Source organism: Acinetobacter sp. NS-4 (genome assembly GCF_037402435.1).
Classification (GTDB): domain Bacteria; phylum Pseudomonadota; class Gammaproteobacteria; order Pseudomonadales; family Moraxellaceae; genus Acinetobacter.
Window position 1 is genome coordinate 234,847 of the sequence record NZ_JBBEUE010000001.1, and the last position, 14,265, is coordinate 249,111.

The following is a 14,265-nucleotide window of genomic DNA, read 5'->3' on the forward strand; positions in this document are numbered from 1 at the left end:
TTTTAAGTCCTGAGCCTGACAAGTCAAACTTTTTCATTTTTAAGATGCAACAAAGACAGCAGTGTCTTGTAGTTGTTGTGCCCTTATTTATTATAAGAAGTACCAATCTGTAAGAATTTCTGCTGTGGAAGGATATTTTGACTAAATTAAGAGTAATGCGTATTTTGTAAAATATTGGCTTAGAAAATATGGAAGCGGTGCGGGTCAGAAAATACCTTATTTTAAGGCAATGGTGAGTACGCCAACAGCAATTAGGACAATACCCAGATATTCCTGCACGCTTGGCCGTTCACCTAAAAAAATAACAGCAAATACCGTCACCAGAACTACGCTGAACTTATCAATCGGTGCAACCTGAGATGCTTGACCTAGTTGCAGGGCCCGAAAATAACACAACCATGAAGCACCGGTCGCTAAGGCAGATAAAGTTAAAAACAGCCAGGTCTTCCCTGAAAGCAATAAGGGATTCTGCCATTTGCCTAATCCCCAAACCATTAAACTTAATACCAATACAATAATCACGGTGCGAATGAGTGTGGCTAAATCGGAATCTACCTGGCGTAAACCGACTTTAGCAAAAATAGCGGTTAAAGCTGCGAAGCAGGCAGATAATATCGCCCACATCAACCAGTGATTCGTATTCATATGGCTGCCTATGATTTTTTTAGTTTTAGGTGGCTATCGTAAGAGGGGTATAGAAACGATAGCAGCGATAATCTCATGCTTATTTTAATTCAAAGTTACAGCGGATTATAGCAATCAATAAGTCTGGCTTGCTTCATTTAAACCGGCAACTTCAATATGCTGAGCTTTAAAATTGCTGTACCCCATGGTTCATAGCCCATATATAAACATCACACAGATCCATCACGATTTTTGATAGGTTTTGTGGAAAATCAAAAAACTGGATTTATCTGAAATGATAAAGAAAATCAGACCAGATACCCTGTAATAATGTATTGATTCATACAGTAAGCATGCGCTAATCCATGGCTGTCATCTGCTTGCTTTTCGTTAAGGGAAGAATCACTTGAATGGTTGTGTGACCAGGTTACGAATCAATTTTAAATTCACCGCCAATACGGGAAATTCGGGTGCACATACTATGCAGGCCAACGTACCGGCCTTGCTCAACCGTTGCCGGGTCAAAGCCGATGCCATTATCCTGAATTTGTAATATTAGTTTATGATCGGACTCAGATAAAGAAACCATGACTTCTAGTGTTGAATAGAATACATTGAATGTATTTCGGCTGAAGATGCATTGCATTTCAGAGGTTCCCCATTAAAAAATCACGTATTTCCTCAAATAAAGGCATACATTGATATCAAAACGCCAAAGCACTTTTAAATAGCTGTTTATTTAATAGTCAATATAACAGATTTATCTTTAAGAATATGACTTTATCAAGCCGGATATTTTATTTAAGTACTTAAAATTCAAAATAAAAGCAGCCTGAATGGGCTGCTTCATCTCTCAGATTCAGTTCAAATTTATAACTTAAGAACTGACACGGTCAATCAAGGTACTGCTGGCTTCATTTAAACCCGTCAAAGTGGTTTGTATGCCTTTAGCTTCAAACTTCTGTACCACAGCATTCAGCATATTCACCGAAGTAATATCCCAAATATGCGCATGTGTCAGATCAATGGTGACCTGATCAATGTGTTCCTGAAAGTTAAAAAACTGGAAGAATTTTTCTGAACTGCTAAAGAAGATTTGACCGCTAATTACATAGTGGCGTTGATTATTATGCAGGCTTGATTGTACTTTTACTTCACTTTCAAGCTTGTTGATAATGAACAGTGCAGACAGCAACACGCCAACTAATACGCCTAGAGCAAGATTATGCGTTGCCAGTACCACAATCACCACAGCAATCATCACCACAGCAATCATCACCACATTAAATGAAGCAGGATGCTGGCGGAATTGTTTCACTGATCCCCATTGGAAAGTGGTCAAGGCAACCATCACCATAATGGCCACCAATGCCGCCATCGGCACATAAGCCAGCCAGTCTTTTAAGAATACGACCAGACAGAGCAAGAACACACCAGCCACCAAAGTCGACAGTCGGGTACGTGCACCTGAAGACACGTTAATAATTGACTGGCCGATCATGGCACAACCGGCCATACCACCCATAAAACCACTGACAATATTGGCAATTCCCTGGCCGCGACATTCCTGATGACGGTCAGCCTCGGTCTCAGTCACCTCATTAATCACCGTTGTGGTCATCATGGTTTCAAGCAGACCAACCGTGGCAAGGGTGATGGAATAGGGAAAAATAATTTGCAGAGTTTCGAAGTTAAGCGGGATTTCTGGAATCAGGAAAATCGGCAAAGTATCGGGGAACTGTCCTAAATCACTGACGCTACGCATGTCGGCACCCAGAAATACGGCCAAAGCGCTGAGCACAACAATACAGATTAAAGGGGAAGGAATGGCTTTGCCAATTTTGGGTAGATAAGGAAACAGATAAATAATGCCCAGGCCAAGTGCCATAAATAAATAGCCTAAGCTATCCATTTTGCTGATTTCAGGAAGTTGTGCGACAAAAATCAAAATGGCGAGGGCATTCAAAAAGCCATAGACCACGGACTGCGAGACAAAGCGCATCAGTTTTGCCACTTTAAAATGAGCTGCAATCACTTGGATGATCCCTGTTAAAATCGTGGCCGCCAGTAAATATTGCAGCCCATGATCTTTCACCAGGGTAATCATCAGCAAAGCCATAGCACCCGTTGCAGCAGAGATCATGGCAGGTCGCCCACCAAAAAAAGCAATCGTGACAGCTATACAGAAAGAGGCATATAAGCCTACTTGTGGATCAACCCCAGCGATAGCTGAAAAAGCGATGGATTCGGGAATTAAGGCTAAACCGACCACCAAACTGGCCAATACATCGGTACGGATATTGGAAAACCATTGTTCTTTTTTCAGGTTAATCACACTAATTGCTTTCACAAATTTTAAAGATGCGTATGTTAAAACAAGTTTAATAAAAAATGCATAACAGTTTGAATTGAAAATATGCGTGATTTATACAATATTCAAAAGGTAAGTGATTTTTATACATTTACGCTTTTTTGCAATTTACAGGTTTGATCACTTGAAAGTTTGTTAGAAGCAATTTAAAACAGTAAATAGATATATAACAAGGATCAGGTATGAAGCTTTATTATTCTCCAGGTGCATGTTCTTTGGCATCCCACATTATTTTAAATGAAATTAATGTTGATTTTGACTTGGAGCGCGTTGATTTAAAAACACATAAAACTGAAAAAGGCACAGATTATTACGACATTAACCCTAAAGGTTATGTTCCGGCTTTAGAAATTAATCCAGGTTTGATCCTTACTGAAAACGTTGCCATTTTACCTTTCCTTGCTCAGCACGACCCTAAACAAGATTTGATTCCACCATCCGGGCTTGGGCGTGCCAAAGTTCTAGAATGGTTGGGATATTTAAACTCAGAATTACATGATGCTTATGCGGTTTTCTTTGGTGCTCCCTTGGAAAAAGAAGCAAAAGAAAAAGCCTACGCCGAAATCGACCGTTTATTGACTTATATCGATAAAGCAATTGGCGAGTCAGATAACGATTATCTGGTCGATGATAACTTTGGCCCGGCAGATGCATATTTATTCGTATTAACTAACTGGTCGAATGGTATCGAACATGACTTAATGCCGTATAAGAATATTATTGCCTTGCGTAATAAAGTGGCAGAACGCCAATCGGTACAGATTGCCATGCGTGATGAAGGCCTTATCCCTTAATTTTTTACATTGAATTGATTTGAAAAGCACCTTCGGGTGCTTTTTCCTTTTTTGGTTTTAAAACGTGTTAGAAGTGGAAGGATTGGAGAATGATATTATTGATTTTTAATCAATAGTATTTTGCAAATTCATGAATTTTTATCAATAAGATATTTGAGTATATTGGCCTTATGAAAATATATGATTCAAGGCGAATAAATGAGTAATATTCTGATTGTGAATGGTGCCAAACAGTTTGCACACTCGAATGGCGAGTTAAATGACACCTTGACTGAATTGGCAAATACTGTGCTTGGCGAACTGGGGCATAGCGTTAAAATTTCCCGTGCCGATAGCGACTATGAAATTCAGCAGGAAATTCAAAAATATGTCTGGGCTGATGTCATCATTTACCAAATGCCAGGCTGGTGGATGGGTGCACCGTGGACAGTAAAAAAATATATGGATGAAATTTTTACCGAAGGGCATGGCACTTTATATGCCAGTGATGGCCGATCACGTTCAGATACATCAAAAAAATATGGTTCAGGTGGCCTCATCCACGATAAAAAATATATGTTGTCCTTAACCTGGAATGCACCGATCGAAGCTTTTAATGACCCTTATCAATTTTTTCATGGCGTTGGGGTCGACGGGGTATATCTGCCCTTTCATAAAGCCAATCAATTTTTGGGTATGAAAAGTTTAGAGACTTTCATTGTGAATGATGTGATAAAAATGCCCAATGTCGCTCAATATGAACATGACTATCGTCAACATCTTATGGATGTTTTTGCTTAATTGATCGGTTGTTGAAGGAGTAAATCATGTTGATTGTAATTGCCGATATTCAGATTCGCCCAGGTGACCAGCATCGTGAAAATGTATTAAATGCGTTTAGAAAAATAACACCTGCTGTTTTGCAGGAACCGGGCTGTCACGGCTATGAGTTGCTGATCGATCATGAATCGGACGTCGATTATCAGACCAAAATTCCTGATTCAATTACCATGCTAGAACAGTGGCAAAGTCTTGAACATTTAAATGCACATTTACAGACTCCACATATGCAAGCCTATCAGCAACAGGTTAAAGATGACGTATTGGATGTAAAAATCCGGATGATGCAGAAAGGGCTAAACCTTTAAGTGCATTTTCTTGAAATATAAAAAAGGACTCATTTGAGTCCTTTTTTAATGACTTTAGCTTTATTTAAAGAAATAACCGGTTTCAGGTGAGCTGGCATTGGCCATGCGTTTACGCGGCATACGGCCTGCAAGGAATGCTTCGCGACCGGCTTCAACCGCTTTTTTCATCGCAGATGCCATTAAGATAGGGTTTTGCGCCGCAGCAATTGCAGTATTCATGAGTACACCGTCACAACCCAATTCCATTGCAATAGCAGCATCACTCGCTGTACCGACGCCTGCATCTACCAATACCGGAACTTTGGCATTTTCTTTAATAATCGAAATGGTATGCGGATTTAAAATCCCTAAACCTGAACCAATCAGGCTACCTAAAGGCATAATGGCGACACAGCCCATGCTCTCTAATTCTTGGGCAATAATCGGGTCATCTGATGTATACACCATAATCTCAAAGCCATCATCAATTAATGTACGCGCTGCTTTTAAGGTTTCAGTGACATTTGGATAAAGGGTTTTTTCATCGCCCAGTACTTCCAGTTTCACCAGATTGTGCCCATCCAGCAGTTCACGTGCCAGCATACAGGTACGTACTGCACTGTTGGCATCAAAGCAGCCGGCTGTATTAGGCAAAATGGTATATTTTTCTGGTGGAACGACAGAAAGCAAATTCGGCTGATCAGGATGCTGGCCAATATTGACCCGACGGATGGCAACCGTGACGATCTCTGCGCCGCTGGCCTGAATAGCCAGGTCAGTTTCAGTTAAATCTTTATATTTACCTGTACCAACCAATAAGCGTGAATTAAAAGTACGAGAACCAATTATAAGCGGGGTGTCTTCCATGGGAGCTCCGAATTAGCCGCCACCGACGGCATGAATAATTTCAATTTGATCTTCAGCGCAAATAGGGGTTTGTGCCAGTTTGCTTTTGGAAATGATCATTTCATTCTGTTCTACAGCAAAGCGTTTGCCTTCAAGTTCAAGCTCTTGAATTAGTTCTAATAAATTGGTGCATGTGGTGTTTTTTGCTTCGCCATTTAAATAAATCTGCATCTCTATTTTCCCTTTAATTTTATTTCACGTATTTAAAGGCATTCCACGCCAATACCAGCCAGCCTGCAATCATCAAAGCACCGCCAATCGGGGTAATGGCACCTAAAACGCGGGGTAGGCCCAAGGCCATGACATAGAGTGAGCCACAGAAAAAGAAAATACCAACCTGAATCAGGATAAAACTTGCTTTAATGGGAAGCTGGGGAAGTACTCTGGCTAAAATAGCAAGCGCCAAAAGTCCAAGTGCATGATAGAAAAAATAATCAGTTGCGGTATGCCACCATGCCAATTGCGCTTCAGTTGCACGTGTTTTTAAACCATGGGCACCGAAAGCACCTAGCATGACAGCAAAAGCTAAATTGAGGGCTGAAATTGCAATCCACATAAGCAATGACTACCTGAGTAAATTTGCGCATAACTTAGCATATTCTGGCACTTGCACGAAAGGCAAAAAGCAACATTCCTGCAGCCTATATATAAAAAAAGAGCACGCAGCCCTTTTTTTCAAAATATCATAAAATCGGTTCGATCACTTAGTTGGAAGACTTAATTAGATGACATGGCGACCTTAATTTTTTCCATGGCATTTTTTTCTAACTGACGAATACGCTCGGCAGATACGTTATATTCAGCAGCCAGCTCATGCAGTGTCGATTTTTCATCATCTAACCAGCGACGCTGTAAAATGTTGCGTGAACGGTCATCCAGTTGATCCATGGCATCATGCAGGGCAGAAGTACTTTGTTCCTCGTAGTCTTCTTCCTCAGCTAAACGTGCCGGATCGTAACGGTTATCTTCCAGATATAAGGCTGGAGCGACATGGGTCGAGCCTTCATCATCGTCATCGCCTTGTGCTTCAAAGGCAGCATCATAAGCGGTTAGACGACCTTCCATTTCCAGCACCTGTTCAGGTGTGACATTCAAGTCATTGGCAATGGATTGTGCTTCATCCAGGGTTAATTTTTTACTGGATTTTTTTAGGCTACGTAGATTGAAGAATAATTTACGTTGCGCCTTGGTGGTGGCAATTTTAACAATACGCCAGTTACGAATCACGTATTCATGAATTTCAGCTTTAATCCAATGCACGGCAAAAGACACCAAACGCACACCCATATTCGGGTCAAAGCGTTTAACCGCTTTCATCAGGCCAAGGTTGCCTTCTTGAATCAAATCGCCTTGTGGTAAACCATAGCCTGCGTAACTACGCGCAATATGTACCACAAAACGCAAATGCGACATTACCAGCATTTTTGCGGCATCTAAATCTTGGTCATAATAATAGCGTTCGGCTAACTCTTTTTCTTGTTCAGCCGTCAAAATAGGAATCTGATTGACAGTACTTATATAAGCACCGAGATTTACCCCTGGTGCCGATAATGACAGGGGCATCAATTGATTGCTGCTGTCACTCATGTGTTCTCCTTGAGAGTTGGATGACATAACCATCTTAATAAATTTATCTTAATCCAATATTTCCGTGAAATTAGGAAATTTGGGTAGAGAAATGTAATTTTTTATGCACATTTGAAACGTTCTAGTTTAATTGAAAATAATTAAGATTCAATTAAGTAGTGATACTCAGAATCAGAAATTTTACTCATCTTGCAATTCATCTGATGTATCTGGCAATAACGGCTTACATCTTGCTGACTATGGGGATCTGAAGATTTGAGTAAAAATATGCCGCCTGATTTGTTCTTGATCGCTCGCTTAAGCATCAATAATGGCATGGGGCAAGGCTTACCCATTGCATCAATAATTATTGCTGAATTGGCTAGATCATTCATCACATTCTATATCTGATTAACATTAAATAAATATTAGCAAATTTGGTGCCAAAGCCCAATAAAATTATATAACTTAAACATAAATATACTTATCTAAAATAAGGAAATAATTAGTAAAAAAGAAGCGGAATCAAAAAGAAGATTAATCAAAAAAAACAGTATGAATTGTTATAAACCCGTGTTAAGCTCGTCGCGTATTCAAAATTAATGACACTATTTCAGGTGTCTTAAAATTGAATATTGCAATGGATGTAACCGGGATTTTGTTAATAGTAATACAGAATGATTACAAGCTTAGAAATAATAATTATTTTTAAACCTTGTTTACTCTGCTGTTTGCAACACCGGGTGGTCCTTTAATTAAATACAATGAGGATTAACTTATGACAGCTCGTGAACAAGGCGTAGTTAAATGGTTCAACGACACTAAAGGCTTCGGCTTTATTCAACGTAACGGCGGCGACGACGTATTCGTTCATTTCCGCGCTATCCAAGGTGACGGCCACCGTTCACTTCGTGACGGCCAACGTGTTGAATTCAGCGTAGTTAAAGGTCAAAAAGGCTTCCAAGCTGAAGAAGTGCAACCTTTAGACTAATCGCCTGATTATTCATGAGAACGCCCCAATGTAATTTGGGGCGTTTTTGTTTATAATAGAGTCCTATTTTTCTTGATCATTAAGTTAGAGCACATTTATATGTCATCTGGTTTTGAAACCTTAAATTTACATCCGAAACTGAAACAGGCAATTGATGCTTTAGGTTTCAAAGAAATGACACCTATTCAGGAAAAGGTTTTAAAATTCACTTTGGCTGGACATGATGCCATTGGTCGTGCACAAACCGGTACGGGAAAAACAGCGGCTTTTCTGGTCAGCGTGATTAACGATTTGCTGAATAATCCGATCAAACAACAGCGTTTTCGTGGTGAAGCGCGTGCATTGATTCTTGCACCTACACGTGAGCTGGCTTTACAGATTGAAAGTGATGCCAAGGAGCTTACCAAATTTACCGATCTGCATCTGGTGACTTTGCTGGGTGGGGTAGATTTTGATAAGCAGAAAGCACAGCTAGATAAAAATTTTGTCGATATTATTGTGGCGACTCCAGGCCGTTTAATTGATTTCGTTGAACAAAAAGAAGTCTGGCTGGACCAGATTGAATTTTTGGTGATTGATGAAGCAGACCGTTTACTGGATATGGGCTTTATTCCATCGGTAAAACGTATTGTGCGTTTTTCTCCGCGTAAAGAACAACGTCAAACCTTAATGTTCTCTGCAACTTTTAGCTATGATGTGTTGAACCTGGCGCAGCAGTGGTTGTTCGAACCGGTGACTGTAGAAATTGAGCCGGAAAAGAAAACCAATGCTGATGTAGAGCAACGCGTTTATATGGTTGCTAAAACAGATAAATATAAGTTGTTGCAAGAAATCTTACGTGATGAACCGATTGAAAAAGTCATGATCTTTGCCAATCGTCGTGATCAAGTACGTAAGCTTTATGATCACCTGAAAAAAGACGGTTATAAAGTGGTGATGCTGTCTGGTGAAATTGCACAGGACAAACGCTTGAAAATGCTGGACCAGTTTAAGAATGGTCAACATAATATTATGATCGCAACCGATGTGGCAGGTCGTGGTATTCATGTGGATGGCGTTTCGCATGTGATTAACTTTACCTTGCCTGAACAGTCGGATGACTATGTCCATCGTATTGGCCGTACCGGTCGTGCGGGAACCAGTGGCGTGAGTATCAGTTTCTTGTCTGAAGATGATGCGTTCTATCTTCCGGAAATTGAAAAGGCCATTGGCCAGAAATTACCTTTAACCCGTTTAGAAGGTTACTGTTAATTTTAAGATGTTAATCTAAGTATTAAATAACATGTAAACCAAAAGCCGCTTCAATAAGCGGCTTTTTTTGCTTCTTGATCTAGACATTTTATTGAGTGAATAAGCTGAGATAGACCCTTATTAGAAACTTTAGTTGGCTCGACAAGTAAAGGTTAGGACAGTTTGATAGTCTTCATCACGTGCCAGACTGCCGCTTTTGCCAGCCAAGGTGCCAAGTACCGTGGTTGCAGCCTGAATCATTTGTCCTGTTTTTTCATCAACTACACCTTTTAAGGCGCCATTGTATTCAGTTTTTTCATTCACGATGACAGGGGTGGCTTTTTTACCACAAGTGTTATTGGCTGCGGTAATCGCATTATTTTTAGAAATTAAACTGCTTTTACCGATACCTGTCACTTCATATTGATTATTTTCTTTTTGCACAGCTAATGATGTGGTTGGATTGGATGCACATGCGGTGAGGGTGAGAGCAACGGCAGCTGTTGAAGCGAGTGCAAAGACTTGATTCATCTTTTTCCCCTGGATTGTTTTAAAAAGAATTTGAATTATTTGAACATGATTTTTTGAATGATTTTTGAAGGACTTGTATGAAATATGCAGCTTTATATGAACTCTCTGTGACTGAAAGTTGGTTAAGTTGGCTATTGTGGAGTAGACATTCACTCAACGCTCTAGAGTATCTGAACGAGATTATGCTAATCTTGATGAAATATTTAGTACACAGATATCAAAGTCAATGACGGATTCAGCGGTAGACACGGTTCATCAAAATATTCATCAACGTCAGTCGATTGGGCATTTGGTTGAGCCTGCGCCGAATGCAGAGCAACTGGAGAAAGCCTTTCAGTCGGCTTTGACTGCACCAGATCATCACCGTTTAAAGCCTACCCGTTTTGTGGTGATTCTGAGTGATCAGCGTGAAGCTTTTGGTGAGTTGCTGTCTAAAGCTCTGGCAGATATGGGTGAAACCGATCCGGCTCAGTTGGAGCGTGTTAAGCATCATCCATTTCGTGCACCGCTGCTGGTTTTGGCATTAACCCAGTTTCAGCCCCATCCTAAAGTGCCTAATTTTGAACAAACCTTAAGTTCAGGCGCGGCAATAGAAAACTTCTTATTGTCTTTACAGGTACAAGGCTTTTCAACCATGTGGCGTAGTGGGGCGGTGGTTGAGTCGCCATTGTTTAAGCGAAGCCTGGGACTATCAGAAGATGATTTAATTTCTGGAATTATTTATATTGGAACCGCAGCGAAAGCGATTCCAGCGCGTACAGCAGTGGATACACAAAATTATGTCAGTTATTGGAACAAATAACTGTATTAAATCATGAGTTGAGATATAAAAATAATGTCAGAGTTGAAATTTTCAGATCTTGTTGAACCGGTTGTCATCGATCAAAAAACGGCTTTGCGTGTAACGGTATTAGGGGGTGGTAGTTTTGGTACTGCTATGGCCAATACTGCGGTACGTAATGGTTGCGATACCATGATCTGGATTCGTGATGAAGCGGCAGCAGCAGAAATTAACCAGACCCATATCAATAAACGCTATTTACCCGATTTTGTTTTGGAACCGGGTTTAAAGGCAGTTTTGGATCTGGAAACTGCCGTTTGTGATCGTGACATTATTTTAGTGGCTATTCCGAGCCATTCTTTTCGCGATGTACTGAAACAAATTAAGCCTTTTATTACTTCGCAGGCCGTTATTTCCTTGACCAAAGGGATTGAGGCAAAAACTTTCCATTTTATGAGCGATATTATTCGTGAGGAATTGCCTCAGGTTCCGTATGGTGTACTTTCAGGACCAAACCTGGCCAAAGAAATTATGGCCGGACAACCTGCAGGAACGGTGATTGCCAGCCAATCGGAACTGGTGCGTTATGCCGTACAGCAAGCATTGCATAGTGCATTGTTCCGGGTTTTTGCTAGTGATGATGTGCATGGTGTGGAGCTGGGTGGGGCGTTAAAAAATATCTATGCTGTTGCCATGGGTATGGCTGCTGCTTATAAGGTGGGTGAAAACACCAAGAGCATGATTTTAACCCGTGCACTGGCAGAAATGAGCCGTTTTGCAGTGAAGTTGGGTGCAAATCCTCTGACGTTCCTTGGTTTATCAGGCGTAGGTGACTTGTTTGCCACCTGTAACAGCCCGCTCAGCCGTAACTATCAAGTTGGGTTTGCCCTGGGTTCCGGTAAAAGTCTGGAACAGGCCACTGAAGAATTGGGCCAAACTGCTGAAGGGATCAATACCATTGTGCAGGTGCGCAGCCGTTCGGAAGAGTTGGATGTGTATATGCCAATTACCAGTGCGCTATATGATGTGATTTTTGAAGGGGCTCCACCTTTAAGCATCGCACTTTCACTGATGAAAAATGGGCATCGTAGTGATGTGGAATTTGTTTTGCCTCATAATGAAGTGTAATTTTTTAATAAGATTCTTACCTTCATAAAGCCTGGTTATAATTGCTGCATATTCGAAAATAAGGAAATTTTATGCAACTTACCTTAGTCCGTCATGGTGAAGCTGCTCCAGCAGTGCATGGCAATGATGACAAGCGTCCTTTAACCGAGCGTGGTCATACACAGGCGCAACTCACCGCAGAATATTTAAAGGATATCATCCAGCCAGATGCTTTTGTGGTGAGTCCCTTATTGCGCGCGCAGGAAACCCTGGCACATCTGCAACATTATTTTCCTGATGTGCCAGTCTTGGTGTGCAATAAAATTAAACCCGATGATGATGCGAAGTTGGCAGTGGACTGGTTGTCACAGCTTCCTTATGAATCCATTGTGGTGGTGTGTCATATGAATGTGGTGGCACATATTTCGTCATTGTTGACAGCAGAACCTTTTCATCCGTATGCTTTGGCTGAAGCGCGGATCTATGAGCAGGCAGTCATTGCAACTGGGTTATCAACCCAGTTAAAAAGTTTTATACCAAACGCATAAAATATTAATTAAAACGGCAGAAAAACATTAATGTTGTATTTATGGATGCCTGAAGCCAATGGGGTTTGGCAATGGTCGACTGGAGAGAGCTGGACTCAGGCCTCTAGTCTTGAACAGTTGATTCAAGAGACTCAAGGCTATCATGGGCAAGAGGCGGTTGTATTTTTCCCCAGTCGCGATGTGCAAATGCTGCAACAAAGTCTGACCAAGCCTCAATACAAGAAATTGGGTGTGGACGGGGTAAAATATTTATTAGAAGAATTTGTGGTTTTACCCATCGATTCCATGAAAGTATTGCATCATTTTCAAAATCCCGATCAGCTGGTTATTTTGGGCGTGGCACATAGTACCGTTGAAACCTTGCAACATGCTTTGAACCTCATTCCGGTTAAAGTTATTTCCTTATTGCCTGATTTTCTCATTTTGCCGGTTCCAGAAGTGGGGCAAACCATTATTGCCAACCTGTCCGGGCGCTTGCTGGTACGTGAAAGTGAATTTATGGGAAATTCTGTAGATGATCTGGCACTTTTTTTAGATTATCACCCTCAGGGTCAATCTTATAAAATCAGTAATTTTACTGCTGAACAAATGCAAAGCCTTGAAGCCATGGTGACGCATGAACAGATTGAAACTTTTGATTATGCCGTGCCCTTATTAAAAAAAGCACAACATCATCCTTTTAATGTTCTGCCCAAAGCCAAAAATACCACGGGTGTATCTGGCTATTGGAAAGCGTGCGCTGCGGTATTGGTTGCTGCTTTAGTGGTTCAATTTGGCTATGATCTAACCCGCTGGTATAAATATAAAAAGGTGGCAGACCAGACTGCACTTCAAGCTGTTGATCAGTATAAATACTGGTTTGGGCAGAGCAGCCGTGTGACCGAGCAGAATTTAAAAAGCCAATTTGAAAGTCATGTGCGCTTAAATAAAAGTGCCAACACCCAAGCTTTGCAGTTGCTGAGCCGTCTTGGGCCGGTGCTCATGCAAAACCAGATTGTGGCTAATCGTGTTCATTACGAGGCTTCAGCTTTAAACATGGAATTGAAAGCGAATTCATCTACTGTGCTGCAAAATTTAATCCAGCAGCTGAATCAGCAAGGCTTTAAGGCAGAATTGGGTAATATTCAGCCGAACGGTGCGGGTGTAATGGGATTGGTGAAAATACAATAATGAATAGCTCAGAAAAACTGCAAAACTCGATTGATCAGTCCATTGAAAGAATCACTGATTATCTGGATCGGCTGTCTGTACGTGAACGTTATATGGTGATCTTTACCACTATTTTTGTTGTGGTTGCGGCCATTGGTTCAGCGCTTTGGTATATGCATGCTGCCGCGAATAAACAGCAGAATCGGGTCAATGATTTAAAAGACATGATGGTGTGGATGCAAAGCAACGCGGTGACCATGAAACCTGCAGATGATTTACAGTTAACTGTGGCAGATAAAGTGCAACGTGTTGCCCAGCAGCAGGGATTATCTGTGGCATCGCAACAAACAGGTGAGCAAATTCAGATTGTGGCAGTGCATGAAAATTATGCCATTTTAGCCAATTTTTTAACCCAATTGACACAAATGGGTCTAAGCCTTGAAAAAATAGAATTAATTTCCGAGGCGGGGCAGATTAAATTAACAGCGACAGTGCAATAATGGGTAAAAATAAAGATCTGCTAAGCATGGTGTTTTGTACAGGCTATGCCTATAATATGGC

The 14,265-nt window shown here is 41.0% G+C and carries 19 protein-coding genes; 11 read left to right on the top strand and 8 right to left on the bottom strand.

Going from position 1 to position 14,265, the window contains the following annotated elements; translation table 11 throughout:
- Positions 1–216: 216 nt before the first annotated feature.
- A complete protein-coding gene (locus tag WAE57_RS01110; protein ID WP_086176310.1) occupies positions 217–645 on the bottom strand; it encodes an EamA family transporter in 429 nt (142 codons plus the stop codon).
- Positions 646–1,042: 397 nt separating this feature from the next.
- Here WAE57_RS01110 and WAE57_RS01115 point away from each other — a divergent pair, with 397 nt between their 5' ends.
- A complete protein-coding gene (locus WAE57_RS01115; RefSeq protein ID WP_337707652.1) occupies positions 1,043–1,177 on the top strand; it encodes a hypothetical protein in 135 nt (44 codons plus the stop codon).
- A 324-nt stretch (positions 1,178–1,501) separates the two neighbouring features.
- On the opposite strand, the gene WAE57_RS01120 is transcribed toward WAE57_RS01115, so the two are convergent.
- Positions 1,502–2,959 (bottom strand): SulP family inorganic anion transporter, encoded by a 1,458-nt coding sequence (locus WAE57_RS01120; RefSeq protein ID WP_337707694.1) that lies wholly within the window; start codon positions 2,957–2,959, stop codon positions 1,502–1,504.
- A gap of 218 nt (positions 2,960–3,177) precedes the next feature.
- Between WAE57_RS01120 and WAE57_RS01125 the strand changes: the two genes are divergently transcribed.
- From WAE57_RS01125 to WAE57_RS01135, 3 genes are all read left to right on the top strand, one after another.
- Entirely contained in the window at positions 3,178–3,789 is a 612-nt protein-coding gene (locus tag WAE57_RS01125; protein ID WP_237788100.1) for a glutathione binding-like protein, read from the top strand.
- Positions 3,790–3,987: 198 nt separating this feature from the next.
- Entirely contained in the window at positions 3,988–4,569 is a 582-nt protein-coding gene (locus tag WAE57_RS01130; RefSeq protein ID WP_337707653.1) for an NAD(P)H-dependent oxidoreductase, read from the top strand.
- A gap of 26 nt (positions 4,570–4,595) precedes the next feature.
- The gene (locus WAE57_RS01135) at positions 4,596–4,916 is read left to right on the top strand and encodes a putative quinol monooxygenase (RefSeq protein ID WP_337707654.1); all 321 of its coding nucleotides are present in this window, start codon (positions 4,596–4,598) and stop codon (positions 4,914–4,916) included.
- Between the two features lie 60 nt (positions 4,917–4,976).
- Here the strand turns inward: WAE57_RS01135 and WAE57_RS01140 are convergent, their stop codons facing one another.
- The 5 genes from WAE57_RS01140 to WAE57_RS01160 all read right to left on the bottom strand — a co-directional run bounded on the left by WAE57_RS01140 (position 4,977) and on the right by WAE57_RS01160 (position 7,762).
- Positions 4,977–5,762 carry a thiazole synthase gene (locus WAE57_RS01140; protein ID WP_086200191.1) on the bottom strand — a complete coding sequence of 262 codons (786 nt, stop codon included), beginning with the start codon at positions 5,760–5,762 and terminating at the stop codon, positions 4,977–4,979.
- Between the two features lie 12 nt (positions 5,763–5,774).
- Entirely contained in the window at positions 5,775–5,972 is a 198-nt protein-coding gene (thiS, locus tag WAE57_RS01145; RefSeq protein ID WP_301434936.1) for a sulfur carrier protein ThiS, read from the bottom strand.
- Positions 5,973–5,991: 19 nt separating this feature from the next.
- Positions 5,992–6,357 carry a DUF423 domain-containing protein gene (locus tag WAE57_RS01150; protein WP_237788105.1) on the bottom strand — a complete coding sequence of 122 codons (366 nt, stop codon included), beginning with the start codon at positions 6,355–6,357 and terminating at the stop codon, positions 5,992–5,994.
- 161 nt (positions 6,358–6,518) lie between these two features.
- Positions 6,519–7,388, bottom strand: a complete 870-nt coding sequence (gene rpoH / locus WAE57_RS01155) for an RNA polymerase sigma factor RpoH (protein ID WP_086176049.1) — start codon at positions 7,386–7,388, stop codon at positions 6,519–6,521.
- Positions 7,389–7,528: 140 nt separating this feature from the next.
- Positions 7,529–7,762 (bottom strand): sulfurtransferase TusA family protein, encoded by a 234-nt coding sequence (locus WAE57_RS01160; protein WP_337707655.1) that lies wholly within the window; start codon positions 7,760–7,762, stop codon positions 7,529–7,531.
- Positions 7,763–8,145: 383 nt separating this feature from the next.
- Between WAE57_RS01160 and WAE57_RS01165 the strand changes: the two genes are divergently transcribed.
- A complete protein-coding gene (locus WAE57_RS01165) occupies positions 8,146–8,358 on the top strand; it encodes a cold-shock protein (protein WP_004648643.1) in 213 nt (70 codons plus the stop codon).
- 99 nt (positions 8,359–8,457) lie between these two features.
- Positions 8,458–9,609 carry an ATP-dependent RNA helicase RhlB gene (gene rhlB / locus WAE57_RS01170; protein WP_086176047.1) on the top strand — a complete coding sequence of 384 codons (1,152 nt, stop codon included), beginning with the start codon at positions 8,458–8,460 and terminating at the stop codon, positions 9,607–9,609.
- Between the two features lie 129 nt (positions 9,610–9,738).
- On the opposite strand, the gene WAE57_RS01175 is transcribed toward rhlB, so the two are convergent.
- A complete protein-coding gene (locus WAE57_RS01175; protein WP_337707656.1) occupies positions 9,739–10,119 on the bottom strand; it encodes a hypothetical protein in 381 nt (126 codons plus the stop codon).
- 226 nt (positions 10,120–10,345) lie between these two features.
- On the opposite strand from WAE57_RS01175, the gene WAE57_RS01180 reads away from it, so the two are divergent.
- From WAE57_RS01180 to gspM, 5 genes are all read left to right on the top strand, one after another.
- Positions 10,346–10,921 carry a nitroreductase gene (locus WAE57_RS01180; RefSeq protein WP_337707657.1) on the top strand — a complete coding sequence of 192 codons (576 nt, stop codon included), beginning with the start codon at positions 10,346–10,348 and terminating at the stop codon, positions 10,919–10,921.
- A gap of 33 nt (positions 10,922–10,954) precedes the next feature.
- Complete coding sequence (locus tag WAE57_RS01185; protein ID WP_337707658.1) at positions 10,955–12,028, top strand: NAD(P)H-dependent glycerol-3-phosphate dehydrogenase; 1,074 nt, start codon at positions 10,955–10,957, stop codon at positions 12,026–12,028.
- Positions 12,029–12,099: 71 nt separating this feature from the next.
- Positions 12,100–12,555: a phosphoglycerate mutase family protein gene (locus tag WAE57_RS01190; RefSeq protein ID WP_337707659.1), complete on the top strand. Its 456-nt coding sequence runs from the start codon at positions 12,100–12,102 to the stop codon at positions 12,553–12,555.
- Positions 12,556–12,585: 30 nt separating this feature from the next.
- A complete protein-coding gene (gene gspL / locus WAE57_RS01195) occupies positions 12,586–13,725 on the top strand; it encodes a type II secretion system protein GspL (RefSeq protein WP_337707660.1) in 1,140 nt (379 codons plus the stop codon).
- On the top strand, positions 13,725–14,204 hold the full coding sequence (gene gspM, locus WAE57_RS01200; protein ID WP_337707661.1) for a type II secretion system protein GspM: 480 nt from the start codon (positions 13,725–13,727) through the stop codon (positions 14,202–14,204). The genes gspL and gspM overlap by 1 nt, the downstream gene beginning before the upstream one ends.
- Positions 14,205–14,265 lie beyond the last annotated feature (61 nt).